Annotated in this window: 18 protein-coding genes, 1 tRNA gene and 1 other RNA gene; 13 read left to right on the top strand and 7 right to left on the bottom strand. The window is 59.5% G+C overall.

Annotation, left to right across the window (positions count from 1 at the left end; all coding sequences use genetic code 11):
- The 3 genes from lpxD to ssrA form a co-directional block, all read right to left on the bottom strand.
- Positions 1–1,004: UDP-3-O-(3-hydroxymyristoyl)glucosamine N-acyltransferase (lpxD, locus tag NW807_RS01850; RefSeq protein ID WP_414425132.1), on the bottom strand; the 1,004-nt coding region annotated here is incomplete at its 3' end.
- Between the two features lie 15 nt (positions 1,005–1,019).
- Positions 1,020–1,586: a DUF4330 domain-containing protein gene (locus NW807_RS01855; protein ID WP_414425133.1), complete on the bottom strand. Its 567-nt coding sequence runs from the start codon at positions 1,584–1,586 to the stop codon at positions 1,020–1,022.
- 114 nt (positions 1,587–1,700) lie between these two features.
- Positions 1,701–2,096: a transfer-messenger RNA gene (ssrA, locus tag NW807_RS01860) on the bottom strand.
- A gap of 100 nt (positions 2,097–2,196) precedes the next feature.
- On the opposite strand from ssrA, the gene NW807_RS01865 reads away from it, so the two are divergent.
- The 9 genes from NW807_RS01865 to NW807_RS01905 all read left to right on the top strand — a co-directional run bounded on the left by NW807_RS01865 (position 2,197) and on the right by NW807_RS01905 (position 9,803).
- A tRNA-Lys gene (locus tag NW807_RS01865) sits at positions 2,197–2,268 on the top strand.
- A gap of 68 nt (positions 2,269–2,336) precedes the next feature.
- Positions 2,337–3,356: an endonuclease domain-containing protein gene (locus NW807_RS01870; RefSeq protein ID WP_414425134.1), complete on the top strand. Its 1,020-nt coding sequence runs from the start codon at positions 2,337–2,339 to the stop codon at positions 3,354–3,356.
- Between the two features lie 202 nt (positions 3,357–3,558).
- Positions 3,559–4,074, top strand: a complete 516-nt coding sequence (locus tag NW807_RS01875) for a hypothetical protein (protein WP_414425135.1) — start codon at positions 3,559–3,561, stop codon at positions 4,072–4,074.
- Between the two features lie 1,406 nt (positions 4,075–5,480).
- Positions 5,481–7,325, top strand: a complete 1,845-nt coding sequence (locus NW807_RS01880; protein WP_414425136.1) for a helicase HerA domain-containing protein — start codon at positions 5,481–5,483, stop codon at positions 7,323–7,325.
- Positions 7,326–7,535: 210 nt separating this feature from the next.
- Entirely contained in the window at positions 7,536–8,150 is a 615-nt protein-coding gene (locus NW807_RS01885; protein ID WP_414425137.1) for a hypothetical protein, read from the top strand.
- A complete protein-coding gene (locus tag NW807_RS01890; RefSeq protein ID WP_414425156.1) occupies positions 8,098–8,340 on the top strand; it encodes a hypothetical protein in 243 nt (80 codons plus the stop codon). Before NW807_RS01885 ends, NW807_RS01890 begins: the two co-directional genes overlap by 53 nt.
- Positions 8,341–8,418: 78 nt before the next feature.
- Positions 8,419–8,685: a hypothetical protein gene (locus NW807_RS01895; protein ID WP_414425138.1), complete on the top strand. Its 267-nt coding sequence runs from the start codon at positions 8,419–8,421 to the stop codon at positions 8,683–8,685.
- 20 nt (positions 8,686–8,705) lie between these two features.
- Complete coding sequence (locus tag NW807_RS01900) at positions 8,706–9,413, top strand: energy-coupling factor ABC transporter ATP-binding protein (protein ID WP_414393067.1); 708 nt, start codon at positions 8,706–8,708, stop codon at positions 9,411–9,413.
- 177 nt (positions 9,414–9,590) lie between these two features.
- Positions 9,591–9,803 (top strand): CP12 domain-containing protein, encoded by a 213-nt coding sequence (locus NW807_RS01905; protein WP_011429904.1) that lies wholly within the window; start codon positions 9,591–9,593, stop codon positions 9,801–9,803.
- A gap of 58 nt (positions 9,804–9,861) precedes the next feature.
- On the opposite strand, the gene NW807_RS01910 is transcribed toward NW807_RS01905, so the two are convergent.
- Positions 9,862–10,665: an FTR1 family iron permease gene (locus tag NW807_RS01910; protein WP_414425139.1), complete on the bottom strand. Its 804-nt coding sequence runs from the start codon at positions 10,663–10,665 to the stop codon at positions 9,862–9,864.
- 26 nt (positions 10,666–10,691) lie between these two features.
- Entirely contained in the window at positions 10,692–11,102 is a 411-nt protein-coding gene (gene msrB, locus NW807_RS01915; protein ID WP_414393072.1) for a peptide-methionine (R)-S-oxide reductase MsrB, read from the bottom strand.
- Positions 11,103–11,273: 171 nt separating this feature from the next.
- On the opposite strand from msrB, the gene ndhN reads away from it, so the two are divergent.
- Genes ndhN through NW807_RS01930 form a run of 3 tightly spaced genes read left to right on the top strand, consistent with a single transcriptional unit; the run spans position 11,274 to position 14,617 of the window.
- Positions 11,274–11,729 (top strand): NAD(P)H-quinone oxidoreductase subunit N, encoded by a 456-nt coding sequence (gene ndhN, locus NW807_RS01920; RefSeq protein ID WP_414393074.1) that lies wholly within the window; start codon positions 11,274–11,276, stop codon positions 11,727–11,729.
- A gap of 53 nt (positions 11,730–11,782) precedes the next feature.
- A complete protein-coding gene (locus NW807_RS01925; protein ID WP_414406005.1) occupies positions 11,783–12,787 on the top strand; it encodes an LdpA C-terminal domain-containing domain in 1,005 nt (334 codons plus the stop codon).
- 15 nt (positions 12,788–12,802) lie between these two features.
- Positions 12,803–14,617 carry a R3H domain-containing nucleic acid-binding protein gene (locus NW807_RS01930; protein ID WP_414425140.1) on the top strand — a complete coding sequence of 605 codons (1,815 nt, stop codon included), beginning with the start codon at positions 12,803–12,805 and terminating at the stop codon, positions 14,615–14,617.
- On the opposite strand, the gene NW807_RS01935 is transcribed toward NW807_RS01930, so the two are convergent.
- Entirely contained in the window at positions 14,614–15,516 is a 903-nt protein-coding gene (locus tag NW807_RS01935) for a 4-hydroxybenzoate solanesyltransferase (RefSeq protein ID WP_414420215.1), read from the bottom strand. The genes NW807_RS01930 and NW807_RS01935 overlap by 4 nt on opposite strands.
- Positions 15,517–15,690: 174 nt before the next feature.
- On the opposite strand from NW807_RS01935, the gene NW807_RS01940 reads away from it, so the two are divergent.
- Positions 15,691–16,452, top strand: a complete 762-nt coding sequence (locus tag NW807_RS01940; protein ID WP_414406028.1) for a response regulator — start codon at positions 15,691–15,693, stop codon at positions 16,450–16,452.
- Here the strand turns inward: NW807_RS01940 and NW807_RS01945 are convergent.
- Positions 16,449–17,786 carry a CCA tRNA nucleotidyltransferase gene (locus NW807_RS01945; RefSeq protein WP_414425141.1) on the bottom strand — a complete coding sequence of 446 codons (1,338 nt, stop codon included), beginning with the start codon at positions 17,784–17,786 and terminating at the stop codon, positions 16,449–16,451. The two genes, NW807_RS01940 and NW807_RS01945, sit on opposite strands and share 4 nt — an antisense overlap.
- Positions 17,787–17,888 lie beyond the last annotated feature (102 nt).

Below are 17,888 nucleotides of genomic sequence, written 5' to 3' on the forward strand. Positions count from 1 at the left end.
GCCACACGAGCTTCCAGCTTGCGCAAGGTACGTTGCAGCTCAGGCAGATGCCGCTGGACGGCCATGCTCCTGCGCCATTCGGCAATAGGCTGATGGGGGTAGCCGGCCACGGTTTGACCAGCGGGGACGTCGCTGGTTACTCCTGTCTGGGCGGCCACGCGTACGCCATCGCCAATATGCAGGTGCCCAGCCAGGCCGCATTGCCCAGCCAAGATGACGTGGTGGCCCAATTGGGTGCTGCCGGCAATGCCCACCTGAGCCACGATCAAGCAGTGGGATCCCGTCTTCACGCCGTGGCCAATCTGCACTAGGTTGTCAATCTTGGTGCCCCGGCCAATGCGGGTCTCGCCAACAGCGGCCCGGTCGATGGTGGTGTTGCTGCCCACCTCTACGCCGTCTTCCAGCACCACCCGGCCTGCCTGCAGCATGCGCCGCCAGGAGCCGTCGGGAAGAGGAATGTGGCCAAAGCCGTCGTCGCCGATGACAGCACCGCTGTGGATTAGGCAATCATCCCCAATCTCCGTGCGCTCGTGAATGACGCAGTTGGCGAAAAGCTGACAGCGGGATCCAATCCGCACGTGGGGGTAGATGGTTACGTTGGGGTGGATTTGGGTGTAGTCGCCAATTTTCACCCCTTCCATCACCACTACATGCGGCCCAATGGCCACACCTTCTCCCAACTCAACGCTGGGATCAATCACAGCGGTGGGATGGATCCCAACAGGCAAGCGATAGGGCTGGTAAAACAGCTCGATGGCCTGGGCAAAGAGCAGACGGGGATCCTTCCCTCGCAGGCAGGCAATGGGGCGGGGCAGAACCAGCGATTCCTCCACAATGACGGCGCTGGCTTGGGTCTGCTCCAGCAAGGGTAGGTAGCGGGCTTCACTGAGAAAACTCAGCTCTCCTGGGCGCGCCTCTGCTAGGCTAGCCACGCCGTGAATTTCTAGGGTGGGATCTCCCTCGTAGGGGCATCCCAATTTTTGGGCGATCTCCTGTAGCTGCATTGGGCTTGAGATCCTCTACGATTGCAGCAGCCGCACATCCATCACGGTTCCACGCAAGTTGTAGCTAAAGGTCTCGAGCTCCAGGGGAACGCCGACTTTGACGCGGTTGTTGCCTAGGACAATGCCATTTTCTGTCCGCTGGCCCCGTCCCCGCAAGGTAAACACCAGATCAAAGCGGTAGGGCTCTGGGTCAGGCAAGTTCTCAACCCGTCCATCGGGAAAAACCACCGGCACAGTGCGGCTGACATTTTCCACCCGCACCACCTCCACCTGGCCGTAGGGTTGGTTGCGGATAATCAAGTCAGCCTTCTGACCTGCTTGAAAAGGTTCCAGGGATCGGCTGCTGACCCCCCGCACAATCATATCCACTTCCACCGGCAGCGTGGGGCCACCCCCCACCTGGACGACGCTGCCCGCCTGCCGCCCGGGGAAAAACAGGACAGCCACAATCGCCGCTACTACAATGGCCAGCGCCCCCAGATCCAGGAGACTGACTTTGCCCAGGAGACGCCCCTGTTGGTCGACGAGCCGCATGGCCCTCTTTTCTCCAACCCACTGTCCCTGATTGTAGGGCACAGCCATGGCAGCTTCCCCGCCCGTAAAGCCGCTTGAGGAACTCACCTCTAGAGGGACTCAAAGGCCCCGTCTCCCTCCTGACCGAGGATGGTCTGGGCCAATAACCTCAGGTTGACCTGGAGATGGAGCTGACGGGAGTCGAACCCGTGTCCGAGATGGGTACTGGGGGTTCACTCCTTCACAGGCTTAGCCTCTCTGACCCTCAAGGCGGGGATCGCCGTTTAGATCCCGGCGATGGGAGTTCTCCGCCTAAGCTTAGGCTCTCCCTCGACGGAGCCGGAGAAGAGAGCTGCACCCGTTGGGGTTGTGACCCGCCCACTTAACGGGGTCGTGGGAGGATCCTCGAGCTCAGACTTCTCTTACTGAGCCTTAGGCAGCCAGAGCAGCTGCTTTACGAGCAAAAGGTACGACGTTGTTCGCACCTACTTTGTTGAGCCTAGTGGTAACGGGATAAGCTCAAGCCCGACCTGTATCATGAACCCTTGTTCGCCACCCCGTCGAAACCGTTACAGCCCCGGGGTTAGCTTACATCTAGACTAGCAAAACTCTCGGGGATCCGGCTAGAGTCTTCGCGAATGTGACAAAAGTCCTGCTATCATAACGAAAGTGTAAACTCGGGTCGGTAGCTCAGCGGTAGAGCACTCGGCTTTTAACCGATTGGCCCAGGGTTCGAATCCCTGCCGACCCAGCTTGCGATACCCTCTCCCCCCGGCCTGGCCTAGGCTAGGATTCCAGGAGGCAGGTGGGAGAGGCGAGGTGGCCGTTCTTTCGTGGCAAGACCTAGGCAAAGAGGGGGAGGTCAAGCTGTTACTGGCGCCGTGCGTGGAGGAAGCGCTAGCGAGCCTGGCGGAGGAGGCTGAAACTCGAGAGACGGTCTTTGTCTCCAAGCTTTGGCACCGAATTCCTGCCCAGGATGCCATCCTCGATGAGTGTCTGCAGGTGCTGGCGAGGGTAGCCCTATCCCTCTGGCCTTATTGGTATGGGGAAAAGTTTGAGCCGGGCACAACGGCAGAGGTTCAAGCTCACAATCGTCTCCGCGCCCAAGAGCTACCAGCAAAACAGGATCCCACCATTGCCAGCACCTGGCTCAGGGCGGCCATGCACCTGTGCCAACAGCAACGCCTGCCTCTGCTGCCAGGGATCCAGCGGGCGATCCAGGTGCAGCAACTGGCCAAGGCCATTGCCCCTCGCGAGCTGACCTTGGCTTTGGCAACCGACGAGACAGAGCCGGCGCCCAGCTACTTACTCGGCTTGGCCAAGGCAGCTATCTGGTTGGCCGACAACAGTCAGGCACGGCTGGTGCTGGTGGTGCCGAGCGCTTTGACTGATCACCCCGAATTGGCCTCCGTGAGCTACGGTGCCATTCGACTGCCGCTTCCTGAGAGGCTAAAGGAGTTCGACAGCTCGGTACAGGTGGTGGTGGGTTACAAGGGATCCCCTCACCCCTTCAGTCCCGCTGAGAGAAAGCTGGCCGACCGGGTGGCAGCAGATGCACAGTTAAAGAATTTGCTGGAATTCAACCAAACTGTACAGAGTGTTAACGGACGCACTTTCCGAGCGGATCTGCTTTGGCGGGAGGGTAAGGTGGTGGTGGAAGTGGATGGGCCAGAGCACCGCGAGCCAAACCACTACTACCAGGATCGCCTGCGGGACTACGAGTTGCTCATCTCCGGCTACTTGGTGTTGCGGATTCCCAATGAGCTGGTGATGTCCGACTGCGAGCGGGCGGTGGAGATGATCCGCAAGGTGGTTCAATTGCAACAGAGCCGGCTTTGAGGCAGGGCTGGAGGTTGGGGAAATGAGCGATTTGTTGCCCAAAAGCGAAATCTTGCTCTGGAAGCTCCTGCTAACAGGGGAAGAACCGACCAAGTCGCAAGTGAAGCCAAAGCATAGGACCAAAGAGCTCAAGCTGTTGGAGGAAAAGGGCCTCATTGAATGCAAGACTGTAGTCGAAAAGGGAAGGAGGATAACCCGGCTTGTGCTGACTGACAAGGCCTGGGACTGGGCTTCTACCACACCTCCAACAGCCATCGCCCGCTCCAAGTCGCCAGAGGCAGCAGTTGTTTTGCAAAAGGCGTTGGCAACCCTAGTGGATTACGCACAGCGGGAGAACGTTCCCTTGGCGCGGATTCTAGGCCTACGGCCCGCTGACGCGAACAGACCCTCTCTCGGTGGAGCAGCCCCTGTTCCTACTGGGCAAACGCAGCCCTGGGAAGTTAGCGAAGGGGAGGTTGATCCTAACTTCCTCGAGAAGGTCTTTCGCACCTGCGAGGAGATGGGAGGGCGCTACTTCATGGTCTACTTATCCGACTTGCGCAAAAGATTTCCCGATGTTCCCTCCTGGCTATTGGATCAGGCGCTCCTGACTTTGCACGACCAAGGCAAGATAGTGCTGATGAACCTGGACGATCCTCTGTCCATTACTCCTGAAATCAAAGCCGCCGCTATTAACCTGTACGGCTACGACAAGCACGTTCTTCGTGTTAGGAACTAGCCATGACTTCCAAGGAAAGTACCTCTTTCTCAATCAACCAACAAAAAGCTCTAGAAGCCCTCAAGGAGGTTGATTTTGATTGGACAGTTCATCTTAGAAAAATCTGGCAACCTCCGGATTTTGACGTTCCTGAGCTTAACCGGGATGTCAGGGAGAAGCTATTCAGCCGGCTGGAGAAGTTAATCCAATCTCCCCAGATGGAGACACCCTTTGGAATCCCTGTGCTTGGCAATGGTGGCTCTGGCAAAACCCACCTTCTCAGGGTCTTAAGACAGCGCTGCTTTGAAAAAGGGGTGGGATTTGTCCTAGTGGACATGACCGATGTGAAAGACTTTTGGGAAACCGTAATCCAGGGCTACCTCACCTCTCTGCTTCAGGAAGAGCCTGATGGCACTAGCCAGCTCCAAAAAATTCTCGATCTGGTCTTTCTGAGAGCTCTCTCTACTCCCAAGCAGGCGAAGGAGATCGCCAGTTTTTCCCACGAATCTTTGCTCGACGTCATTAGACAAACTCTGCAATGGCTATTCACTCAAGATCGCAAGCACACCATCAAGTACCAAGATTGTGTACGAGCTGCCATTCTAGCTAATTCGAATGATTTTTCACTGGCGTCAATAGGTAATAGCTGGATACAGGGCCTAGGTGTGGAATCAGAGGTTGCCCGACAATTCGGTTTTACCAACGCCAGCTTAAATCCTAGTCAAGTTGTTGCAGGGCTTTCTTGGCTGATGAGCCTAAGGGGACCCACTGTAGTTGCTTTGGATCAGTTGGATCCCATTGTTGTGCAATCTCAAACAAGTCCTAGTCCTTCGTCATCCTTGCAGGAGCTCTCGCCAGAGACAGAAAGAGAAGCTTCCCAAAACATCATTCATAACATCGCAGGTGGCCTCATTGGGCTACGGGACTGCCTCTCCCGATCCCTTGTCATCATCTCGTGCCTAAACCAGTCTTGGGAAATTCTAAGGAAAACAGCTGTTGCAACCTTTACAGGACGCTTTGAGCCGCCTTTAACTTTGAGGCCTCTTCCTCGGGACAGTGTCGCTGTCGCTGAGGGAGTTGTTGTTCCTCGCCTGCAGGCTGCCTACCACAAGGTGGGCTTTATCCCTCCCTATCCTTCCTACCCGTTTAAGCCGGAGTTCTTCCAGCAGAGTATCTATCCTCGGGAGCTCCTCCAGAAATGTCATGAGCACAGGGAGCAATGCCTACGGGAAGGGAGAGTTACCGAGTTAGGTGTCCCAAGTTCTGCTCCTATCACTCCAAGTCCCCCTCCACTGAAGGAACTAGATCGAATCTTTGAGGAGGCCAAGCAAAAGGTTGATATTTCCCCGTATTTACAGGAAAACGAGAACGAGATATGGAAAGAGCCCCTAGCTTCTCTGTGCAACTTTCTCGTCTGTCAGGAAAAGTTGCCGGCTAGTATTGGCAGCCAAGTGGAAACTGACTTCCCTGGATCCAGAGGTTTCTCGCCTCTGCATTCTCGCTTGCGGCTAATCTTCTACGAGGCAAACGAGCGGGAAAGGCACCTTTGTTTTACAGCTATTCAATCAACTAATCCCAGATCTTTCCAAACTCGCTTAGTAGCTGCTAGGACGGCAGCCGGGATCGACGCGGCCCTGCGATTTCGCAAGTTGGTAGTGGTGCGCACTACCTCCCTACCAGGAGGCGAACGTACTCAGAAACTGTGGCAAAAGTTCCTTGAGGAGGGTGGGATCCACTGGCAGCCCAGCGAGGAGGAAATCAGGGTTCTGCTGGCCCTGGAGCAGCTCCAATCCAGACGCGATTTTAGAGATTGGCTGGCGGAGCGGCAACCTCTTACCCACCTGGCAAATGCTGAGTTGGATTCGGGGCTGGCCAAAATCCTTGCCTGGCTGAGGGAAGGGATCCCGGCTGACTGGGCTACGAGAGCTGAGCCTGAGGAAAAGGGAGTTTCCTCCCCTCCTAGGGCAGGCAACGGCAAAGCTCCTGAAGCCAAGCAAGACTTGCAGCCGCCGAGACCTTCGCCAGGTTTGTTTGTCGGACGACGCTGGATAGCCAACCGGGAGGGTGAGCCAGTTTTTCTGCCCATCGAGGAGCTGGTGCGGCACACTGTGATTTTGGCTGGCAGCGGCTCGGGGAAAACGGTGCTCTTGAGGCGAATGGTGGAAGAGGCAGCCTTGCAGGGGATCCCTTCCATCGTCATCGATGCAGCCAACGACTTGGCCCGGCTGGGGGATCCCTGGCCTGCCGCTCCCGAAGGCTGGACAGAGGAGGATCAAGCCAAGGCAGAGCGCTACTTTGCCCAAACCGAGGTGGTGGTTTGGACCCCTGGGCTGGCGGCGGGCAACCCCCTCACCCTCGCCCCCCTGCCGGACTTTGCTGCGCTGGCCGGTGATCCCGAAGAGCTGGATCAGGCCGTCGACATGGCCTGGGGCGCCCTCCAGGAGATCGTGGCCCCCGGCAAGACCGTCAGCGACGAGCTGAAGCGGGGGGTTCTCAAGGCAGCTTTGAAATACTTTGCCACCCACCAGCCGGGATCTCTAGCTGACTTTGCCGAGTTCCTTGCGGATCTGCCTCCGGAAGCAGGAGCCGGTATCAGCAAGGCGCCGCAACTGGCGCTGCAGATGGCTAATCTCCTCAAGGCTGCCATGGTTAACAACAAGTTGCTCCATCAACAGGGGATGGCGTTGGATCCGGCCATCTTGTTGGGGCTGGGCTCAGACTACGGCAAAACCCGGGTGTCGGTTGTCAACTTGGTGGGCCTTCCCACCCTGGGGGAACAGCAGCAATTTCTCAATCAACTGGCCATGACGCTGTTTACCTGGATCAAGAAAAACCCCGCCCCGCCGGAAGCGCCAGTGCGCGGGCTGCTGGTCATCGACGAGGCCAAAGACTTTGTGCCCTCCCAGGGGACTACCCCCTGCAAGCAGAGCCTGCTGCGCCTGGCCGCCCAAGCGCGCAAATACGGCTTGGGTCTCATTTTTGCTACCCAAGCACCCAAGAGCATTGACCACAATATCGTTGCCAACTGCTCCACCCAGTTTTTTGGCCGGGTCACGTCTCCAGCAGCCATTGAGGTAGTGCGCGAGCAAATTGCCCAGCGGGGAGGAAGCGGAGAAGATGTGGCTGTCTTAAAGGTGGGACAGTTCTACCTCTCCTCGCAGCAGCTTCACCCGCCCTGCAAAATCCAAACTCCTTGGTGCCTGTCTTTTCACGCCCCCACCCCTCTAAACGAAGCTGAGGTGATCCAGCGCTCCCAGGCGGTCAAGCTCTAGGCCCTTATCTCAGCAGTTCTGCCGCTGTTGGCTGTCGCGGCAATCTTCCCATTGCTCGTCTATTCTCACTTGCTGCTGCCAATTCCTGAGGCTGCCTGGCAGTTGGGAGGCCTCTGGAGCAGGGCAATGGGGCAAGGGATAGAAAAAGCTCAGTAGCGGTGGTGGGTGTTGGGTCTAGTGGTGATTTGGGCTTGGCTGAGCTGAGGGAGGATGGCCTGGCCTGCTGCCTCCTGCCAGGATCCTCTCTTCCTCCGGCAAATCTTGGCCGCAATGGGCCGGCCTGAGGTGGTGGAGGAAGTAGCTCTGTTTGATAGAGATCAGTGCCTTGTCCAGTTGGTGTTGGATCGCCGCGGGCTAAGGGGATCCCTGCCGCCGGAGATCGGCCAGTTTCGCCGGCTGCGGGCTCTGTCCCTAAGCTACAACCAACTTTCCGGCCCTATCCCCGCCGAGCTGGGGCAGTTGAGGGAGTTGGAACAGCTTTTTCTCGACTACAACCAGTTCTCTGGCCCCATTCCGCCGGAGCTAGGACAACTGGGCAAGCTGCGGGGACTGTTTTTGGATCACAACCAGCTCTCTGGATCCATTCCTCCAGAGCTAGGTCGGCTCAGCCGCCTAGAAAACCTCTGCTTGCAAGATAACCAGCTCAGTGGCAGCATTCCTAGCCAACTCGGCCAGCTCAGCTCTCTTAAGGGGCTGTTTTTTGGATCGCAACCAGCTTTCTGGGCCCATTCCGCCCCAACTGGGGCAACTGCGCAACCTGGAAAATCTGTACCTGTCGGACAATCGCCTCAGCGGACCCATACCCCCCGAGCTAGCCCAGCTTAAGCAATTGCGGGATCTGCGCCGGGCCCGTAACCAGCTCACAGGCAAGCTGCCCAGCTTCTTGGCAGAACTGCCGCGGCTAGAACGGCTCCACATTGGGGGCAACCCCGGCCTGTGCCTGCCAGCTGTCCTTTCTAGTTGGTTTGCTGCCCTCAGTGAAGGGGATCCCGCCCCCACCTTCCCCTGTCCCTAGGGCAGGGATCTCCAGCTCTCGCCTTAACCTGCGATACTGGGATCAGGTGTCCACAGCCCACTACGCAAACGGTCAGCCATGTATACTCTCGAACTGCTCCTGAAAGGGAATCCTGCCCCTATCGTCATCCACCAAAAAGAGGAGGAAGCGGCCAACCGCGCCTATCAAAGTGTGGTTGAGGCTCTTCGCAACGGATCCCCTCAGAGCCTAGAGCTGACCTGCGACCGCACGGGCAAGAAGGTGTTCTTGCTAACTGCCGAGCTCTGTGGCGTGCAAATAACCTCCAAGTCCGGCACCGCGCCCATGGGAGTCCGCCCTGGCTTCTTGGCCCAGTTGCAGGGCTAAGGCCAGCTTCTTAGGGGTCTATGAGTTCCCTCACTGGGAGAGAACCCCCGTTGGCTATCCGGGTAGAGGGCTTGACCTTTGCCTGGCCAGGAAGTCCGCCGGTTCTGCAGGAGTGCAGCTTTGCTGTTCCCAAGGGCCAGCTATGGATGCTGCTGGGGCCCAATGGCAGCGGCAAATCGACCTTGCTGCAGCTCCTATCAGGAGTGCTCACCTATCCCCAGCCCCTGGCGGGGTTCTGGGAGGTGCGGGGGCGGCTAGGCTACGTGTTTCAGAACCCGGATCAGCAACTGTTTATGCCAACGGTAGGGGCCGATGTAGCTTTTGGTTTGGGGGCAGAGCCCCTCACCTTGGAAGAAATCCAGGAGCGGGTGGAGAGGGCCCTGGAGCAGGTAGGCCTGCGCCACCTGATCCGCCGGCCTATCCACGGCCTCAGCGGTGGGCAGAAGCAACGGGTAGCAGTTGCCGGGGCGTTGGCCCAGCGCTGTGAAGTGCTGCTGTTGGACGAGCCGACGGCCCTCTTGGATCCCGATAGCCAGAGGGATCTGCTGCGCTGCGTCCGCCAGCTGGTGGATCAAGAGGGGATCACCGCTCTTTGGGTCACCCATCGGCTGGCAGAGCTGGAATGGGCAGACGGGGCGATCTTTCTGGCGCAAGGACAGGTACGCCAACAGGGATCCCCGGAACAGGTGCGGCAGCAGATTAGCCAACTGTTTGGCGGCTTGAGGTGATCCCAAAGAGATTGCAAAAGGATGGCAACACCCTCCGGCGGGGGCTACATAGAATAGTAGGTAGTAGATTCACTGCGATTGGTTGGCCAACGGTATCATCTTCAACCTATCCGTGGACGATCTGCGTCAACCAACCCAGGGGTGAAGAGCCCTGCCGGTCGAAAGGAGCTTGAGAATATGGGACTGTCTGAAGTCATTGCCAAAGAGCTGGAGAACGCGCGCAAAGTCTGCTCTGAGTACGGCGAAGGGGATCCCCACTGCCGTGCAGCCTGGGATGCGGTAGAGGAGGTGCTGGCAGCCCGCAGCCACCAGCCAAAGGCCCCCAGCAGCCTCGAGCAGCACTGTGCTGAAAACCCCGACGCCGTCGAGTGCCGCGTTTACGACACCTGATTTCTGGGTTAAAACGCAGCAGCCTGCCAGCTCCCTAGGGGCGGGCTCTGTTTTTCTCTCACGGAGAGAGCTTTTGAGCAGAATCAGCCCGCAGCCATTGCCTCATCCACAAGACAAAGGCTATTCCCAGCAGCACCGTTTGCGGGATCAGCGTCTGCCAAGTGGGATAGATCCCCAACCAGCGCAGCTTCGGGATCCCGGATAAGGGGGTCGTCGGAAGCCAGCCTGCAACTTGCAAAGCGTGGAGGCTGCTGCCCAGGAACTTAAAGCCCAAGTAAAAGATCAGCAGGCTCAAACCCCGGAAAAAAGCCCCCAAGGGCAGCTTCAGCCCCACCTGCAGCAGCAAGACCGCCATCCCCACCAGCAGCAGGGATCCCAGACCGATCCCCAGCCAGAGATCTTTTGCCGCCAGGGAAGGGGCCAATCCCACGTAAAACAACACCGTTTCTGCCCCCTCGCGAAACACCGCTGCAAAGGCCAGGAAAGCTAGGGAAAAAACCTGGCCTGTGGCGAGCGCTGCCTGGGCTTGTTCTTGCACAAAGGTCTGCCAGGAAGCAAGGGCGGCCCGCCGGTGCAGCCAGAGGCTGATCGAAAACAGAAGAGCTGCTGCCACCAGCCCCGTGATCCCCTCCAGCACCTCCTGGCGGGTGTGGGTAAGTAGCTGCTGGAAAAACAGCTTGACCAAGAGGCCAAGCAGCACCGCTGCCAATAGACCCGCTGCTCCTCCCAGCCATACCCAGCGCTGCTGGGCCGACTGCCCGCTCTTCCCAAGAAGCGCCACCAGGGCCAGCAGCACCAAGAGAGCTTCCAGGCCCTCCCGCAGCAGGATCGAGGTAGCATCCAAGAAAGTGTAGTCCGACATGCTCAGCCGGCAGGCGGCTTAAAGGCCTAGGCGTTGGCTGGAATAAACTTCAAAGCTGCCGAGTTGATGCAGTAGCGCAAGCCTGTTGGCGGGGGGCCATCCGGAAACACATGCCCCAGGTGACCGCCACAGTTGGAGCAGTGCACCTCGGTGCGGGGCACAAGCAGCTTCCAGTCGGTCTTGGTGCCAATCACCTCTGGAGCAATTGGCTGCCAAAAGCTGGGCCAGCCGGTGCCGCTGTCGTATTTGGCCTCTGAAGAGAACAGCGCCTGCCCACAGCCCGCGCAGACATAGATCCCTGGGGCCTTGTTGTTGTAGTAGGCATTGCGGAAGGGGGGTTCAGTCCCTTCTTGACGCAGCACGTAGTACTGTTCTTCAGTAAGCAGCTGCCGCCACTCGGCGTCGCTTTTGGTTACGGGGTAGCTTGGTTGAGCCATTGGTGGTTGCTCTCCTGTCGTCCTCAATTCTAACGCTTCTTCCTGCTCTGCCTCCGCTCTTCGGCACGTCGGGGAGAACCGGGGAGTTTCTAGGAGTTCTATCGGAAACTTCTATCCTCGGCCAGGGGCATACTCCCGCTACAATGGGCGCAGGCAAAGACGGAGCTTCTTATGTTGCTAGTCGGCTCAGGTGCCAAGTTTGTGCAACAGCTCGAGCAGGCTGGGGCTTTGGCCATGTTTGTCACGCCGGAAGGGGGATCCGAAGGACACTACCTGCGGCGGCTGCGCGGGGCCGGCTATGAGGTGGTTACCCTCTCTAGCAAGGGAATTGGGGATCTAGCCAGCTATCTGACGCGCAGCCATGGGGTGCGGCCTGCCACCCTGGGCAAGTCGCAGCGGCGCACCTACTTCTACCCTTCGCTAATTGAGCAGTACCGGGCCACTTTGCCCCCCAAGGCCAAGGGATTGGTCTTTTGGTTTTACGAGGGGCATGTCCTCAGCCGGCAAGAACTTTCCTACTTGGTGAAGCTCAGCCAAGAAGACAAGGGCGTGAAGTTTGTGGTGGAGCTGGCTCGAGAGCGGTCAATTCGCTGGCAACCTTTAGAGAGCGCCCTGCAGAGCGCCTGAGGATCTTTGCTACCATCTCAAGTAGGCGGCCTTGCTGGTGGCTAGTTGTACCTGTGACCTTGCCGAAAGCCTCGCTGCACCAGGGCACTTGGTTCAAGCTCATCTGTGGCGCAAGTTTCCACCACTTGCCCTCAATTCGGGAGTTAGCCTTTCTCTACACCCTAGCTGGGGCCGATTGCATCGACGTTGCCGCTGAGCCGGCTATTGTCCGAGCTGCCCAACAAGGGATCCAGCGAGCCCAAGCAGAAGACCCGCAAGCGGGATCCCCTTGGCTGATGGTTAGCCTTAACGACGGCGAGGATGTCCATTTCCGCAAGGCAGTCCTGACAGAGCCCACCTGCCCTGCCGAGTGTCCACAGCCTTGTGTGGCGGTCTGTCCGCCCCATGCCTTGGTGCCTCTAGGCCCCTCTGCCCGGGTTTACATCCAGGCGGAGCTGTGCTACGGCTGTGGCCGCTGCGAGCCCGTCTGTCCCTACCGGCGCATTGTTACCTCTGGCTATCAGGTGGCAGTAGCGGAGGTCTTGCCGTCTCTAGTGGAGCTGGGCGTTCAGGCAGTAGAAATCCACACCTGTATCGGCCGGCAGAAGCAGTTTGAGCAAGTGTGGAGAGCCCTGAAGCCATGGCTGGGACGGCTGCAGGCCGTCTCGATTAGCTTTAACGATGGTCCGGGCCTTGAGGCCTATTTGCGGGATTTGCTAACCCTGATGGATCCCGTGCCGGAGGTGTTGATCTGGCAGGTGGACGGCCGGCCCATGAGCGGAGATATTGGGGCTGGCACCAGCAAGGCCACCCTAAAGCTGGCCCGCAAGGTGCTGGACATGGGCCTACCTGGCTATGTGCAATTGGCAGGTGGAACCAATGCGCAAACAGTGTCGCTGTTGGATCCCTGCTGGCCAGTGGCGGGGATCGCCTTTGGCAGCTATGCCCGCCAGTTGGTGGCTGCCCATCTAGAGGAAGGATCTGGCCTGACCACAGCGATCCTGTTAGCCAAGCAGTTGGTGCAGCAGGTAAAGCAGCGGCCAGTTGCCCTCCGACCGAGCTGTTTTTCCAGTGCTTGACAGCGTCGCTTGACCATGAGTTTCCCAGCCCAGCCCTTGAACAGGGAACCCACCTCCTTTCCCGGACAAGTCCTCTACAACGACGACTTAAACAAGCTCCTGGACGTTCTGCCCCCAGCCATCCGGGAGCGGCTGCAGCAGCATCCTCACTTAAATCAGCTGATGGAGGTGGTGCTGGATCTGGGCCGCCGCCCGGAAGCCCGTTTCCCAGGCTTTGCGGAGTACCTCTCCGAGGAAGTAGTTAGCCGCGCCGACCTGGATTTGGTCATCAGCCAAGTGGGGGAGTTTAGCAGCGACAACCGGGCTGGCATTGCCTCAACCCTGCACCGGATTAGCGCCATCCGCAACCGCCAGGGCACGATCATCGGCCTTACCTGTCGGGTGGGCCGTTGCGTGGTCGGTGTCATCACCATGATTCGGGATCTAGTGGAGCAGGGCCGCTCAATGCTGTTGCTGGGCCGGCCAGGAGTAGGCAAAACCACTGCCCTACGGGAAATTGCCCGCGTTTTGGCAGACGAGCTGCACAAACGGGTCATTATCATCGACACCTCTAACGAGATTGCCGGTGATGGCGACGTGCCCCACCCAGGGATTGGCCGGGCCAGACGCATGCAGGTGGCCAGCCCAGAGCTGCAGCACAAGGTGATGATCGAGGCGGTGGAAAACCACATGCCGGAAGTGGTGATCATCGACGAGATTGGCACAGAGTTGGAAGCTTTAGCCTCCCGCACCATTGCCGAGCGAGGGGTGCAACTGGTGGCCACTGCCCATGGCAACCGCATCGAAAACCTGATTAAAAACCCCACCCTCTCGGATCTAATAGGCGGGATCCAATCCGTCACGCTGGGGGACGAGGAGGCACGGCGGCGGGGCTGTCAGAAGAGTGTCCTGGAGCGCAAGGCTCCCCCGACTTTTGAGATTGCGGTGGAGATGCTAGAGCGGCATCGCTGGGTCATCCACGAAGATGTGGCAGCCACAGTGGATTGCCTCCTACGTAACCGCGAGGCGTCAATCCAAATACGCAGCCTGGACGAACGCGGCCAAGTGGTGATTGTGCGCAGTACCACTGGCATGAACGGACGCTCAAGCCTCTCGCGACCCCAGTGGCCCCCTGCCGACACTGCCCTGTTTGCTGGGGGGGGCACTTGGGGATCCTCCGGCCGCCTGGAGCCTTTACCTTTGGAACCAGTTGCAACCCGTCTGCAGCAACCTGGATTGTCCTTAGCGAGGGAGGAAGAACCTACCTCCTCCGCGGGGTCGCTAGCCAGCCCCCGGTCAGAGTCCAAAGCCGAGGAGGAAAAGGAAGCGGAGCTCCCGCAAGACCCAGAGGGGCTCCTGAGGATCTACCCCTATGGGGTTAGCCGTTTCCACCTAGAGCAGGTCATCCAGACCCTGCAGCTGCCGGCGCAGGTTACCAAAGACCTGGATGAGGCCGATATTGTCTTGGCTTTGCGATCCCAGGTGCGCAGCCGCTCCAAGATTCAGCAACTGGCCCACTCCCGCCAGATCCCCATTCATACCGTCAAGGCCAATACCCTGATTGCTCTGGCCGGCGCCCTGCGCCGCATCCTCAACATCGAGAGTGAGGAGGGGGCCCAGTCAGACCTGGAGCTGTTTATTCAGGCTAGCACAGCAGAAGAAGCAGAAGCTCTGGAAGAAGCTCGCCTGGCGGTGGAGCAAATCGTCATCCCCAAGTCGCAGCCGGTGGAGCTCCTACCCCGCTCTGCCCACATCCGCAAGCTGCAGCATCAGCTGGTGGAGTCCTATCACTTGCGCGCTCAGAGCTTTGGCGAAGAGCCCAACCGCCGCCTGCGCATCTATCCCAACTAGGCCAGCCGGCAGCCGGCAATCATCCCCGCCAGCAGGATAAAGCCTTGCACCACGTTCTCGCCAAAGATAGCTGGGTAGAGGCCGGGGGAGGAATGGACCCGGTGAAGCTGCCAGGTTTGCCGAGCCCAGAGGCCGGCGGCAACTGCCAGGCTGAGGAAATAGATCGCGTGCAACTGTAGGCTAAGCCCCACCCCCAAGAGGGCAATGGTGGTGCCTAGGAAAAAGAGCCCCACCGCCCTTGGGGTTTGCCGGCCAAAGAAACGGGCGCTGGAGTGGATCCCAGCTCGCTCGTCGTCTTCGCGATCCGAGAGAGCATAAACCGTATCAAACCCTAGAGTCCAGAGTACCGTGGCCAGCCACAGCCAGCCCAGCCCCTCCTCCCACAGGGGTAGTTGGGGATCTTGACCTCTCACCGCTGTCCAACTGATGAGCACGGCAAATCCCCAGGCCAACGCCAGGATCAGTTGGGGCACTGGAAAAACCCGCTTGGCCCCTGGGTAGAGCAAAATCACCGGCACCGCTGCCACACAGAGGGCAAAGCTAACGGGGTTGAGCAACAGCGCCAGCCCTCCCGCACAGGCCAAGCAGAGCAACGCCATTGCGATGCCGACGCCAACACTCAATTCGCGGCTGGCTAGGGGGCGGGTGCGGGTGCGCTCCACCAACGGATCCAAGTCCCGATCCCAGAGGTCGTTGATTACACAGCCTGCCCCGCTAGCGGCCAAACTGCCTAGAACGAGAATCCCGACCAATGGCCAAGGCGGCGCTCCGCGTCCGGCTAGGAAAGCTCCCCACAGAGCAGGGATCATCAAAATCAAGCGTCCTGCCGGCTTGTGCCAGCGCAGCAACCGTAAAATTGCTCCGCCAGTAGTCCAGAGTGCAGAAAGAGAAGCAAGCATGCCCGGCCGCGCCAGTGGCTTCGGCTCCACCCCAATCTTAAATCATCCTGAACCAACCGATGTTGGAACCTTCGGGGTTCAACCTGACGTCTTGGAACCTCGAATCGCGATTTGACCCCTTTTCCCCTCTCTGTTGGCCAACCCTGAAGTTTGATATCCTAGCGGGCGGCTGCCATTGAGGGTGATGAAGCGAGGCGGAGTTTGCTTTCCATGACCAGTCAACTTCCCCAAGCTAAGGAAGCTTCCCCCCTTCAGGAGACTCTGCTGGTGGTGGAGGATGAGGATGCGATCCGGGAAACCGTTGCCCTTGCTCTGGAAGAACAGGGGTACAGAGTCTTGCAAGCTGCCGACGGTCGGGAGGCGCTAGAGCTGGTGCATACAGCCGAGCGGCTGGACTTGATGATCCTCGATCTGATGCTGCCCAGTTTGAATGGCTTGGATCTGTGCCGGCTGTTGCGTAGGGAGGGTAACACCCTCCCTATTTTGATGCTGACGGCCAAAAGCAGCGAGACTGACCGGGTGGTGGGCCTGGAGCTGGGGGCCGACGATTACCTAACTAAGCCTTTTGGCATGCGGGAGCTGATTGCCCGCTGTCGCTCTGTGTTGCGCCGTCGGCAGCAGGCTTACACCAGCGAGGCCACAGTGCTCCGCTACGGGGATATTTGCCTGTTTACCCAGGAGTGCCGCGTGTTGGTGCGGGGGGTGGAGGTCAGTTTCTCGCCTAAAGAGTTCCGCCTGTTGGAGCTGTTCATGTCCCATCCCCGCCGCGTCTGGACGCGGGAACAGCTTCTGGAGCGGGTCTGGGGATCCGACTACATGGGCGACAGCAAAACCGTGGATGTCCACATCCGCTGGCTGCGAGAAAAGCTGGAGGTGGATCCCAGTAACCCCGAGTATTTGGTAACGGTGCGCGGCTTTGGCTATCGCTTTGGCTAGGTTTGGGAGCTTCTCTCGCGCCAGCGGCGGGCAAAGGAGAGGGCCTCGGCGCGGGTTTGGATCTGGCCCCAAGCTTGGGCCTCCTGGAGCTCTTGCAACAGCTGGCCTACCCAGGGGCCAGGTTGGCCACCTAAGGTGTGCAGAAGGTCGCGGCCATCCAGCAGGGGCACCAGATGGGCCAGGGGATCCTGGGGATCTTCGTAGCGGCTAAGCCAAAGCTGGATCGTTTCTGCCGAGCTGCCGGTGGCTGCAGCCAGCAGGGCTAGGCCGCCAAAGAGGGATCCCGCCTGCTGGTAGAGCCGCCACTGCTGGGGAGGGGTGGGAGAGCTGGCCAAAAGCTTCTGGAAGTGGGGCAGAAGCTGGTGCAGCCTTTGGACGGCCCGCATCTCGGCCCGGCTAAAGCGCAGCCGTTCCAGTTCGATTTCCACCGTCTCGGCAGGGGTGCCTGCCGGATCCCACAGCAGGGCTGCCAACACCGTCGCCAACAGGCTGCTGCGCCGATCCGCCAAAGGCTGGGCCAGCTCCGCCAGAGTGCGGGGGTACTGGGGTTGCCAGATCTCGGCCCATTGCCAGACGGCTTGGGCCTGGGCAAAGCCGGGGCTCTGGGGGGCTAGGCGGGGCAGCCAAGCCGCCAGCAGACCTGCCGCCACGGCTGCCTGCAGGTAGGCCAGGCCCGGGATCCCCGTCTCCAACAGGGTCACCACCTCGGCCCGCACCCGTTCTGCTGCCACATTGGCCAAGAGGGGAGCCCGCTGGCGAATCGCCTCTGCCGTGGCCGGATCCAGCGCAAACCCCAGTTGGGCTGCTTGGCGATAGGCCCGCAACAGCCGCACCGGATCGGCGCTGAGGTTGTCGGGGTGAACCATGCGCAGACACCCCTGCTGAATGTCCGCCCGCCCCCCTGTGGGATCCAACAGTTGCCCCTCCCGCAGCTCCAGGGCCAGGGCATTGCAGGTGAAGTCCCGTTGCCACAGATCCGCCGCCGGGGTGGGGCCCGCCTGCAGGGCTACGTCCACCGTCGCCGCTGTGGGAGGGGAAGCCCCTCCTTGGCCCAGCACGATGCGGGCAATCTGTCGCTCCGCATCTAGCACCACAAAGCCGGCTTTCAGCCGCCGCGCCACCCCTGCTGCCCACCCCACCGGATCCGCCGGACACATTAAATCCAAATCCACTGGCCCCTTGGAGTCTCCAGACTGGCCTCGCAGCCAAGCCAGGTAGGCATCCCGCAGGGATCCCCCCACCCAGTAGCTCCCCTGGGGCAGCCACTCTTTGGGAAAGGGCAGCCGTTGGTGGAAATAGGCCAGCAGCCACTCGGTCAGCAGGGCTTCGCTCATCGATTTTGCACAGGGGGAAACTTTGATTTAAAGGCTAGGATCCCCAGAGCACAAGTACTTGGCCAGGCCGTGCCTGCACCTAACCGCTGGGCAAAAACAGGT

This window comes from Synechococcus sp. R70.1 (genome assembly GCF_047461675.1).
GTDB lineage: Bacteria > Cyanobacteriota > Cyanobacteriia > Thermostichales > Thermostichaceae > Thermostichus.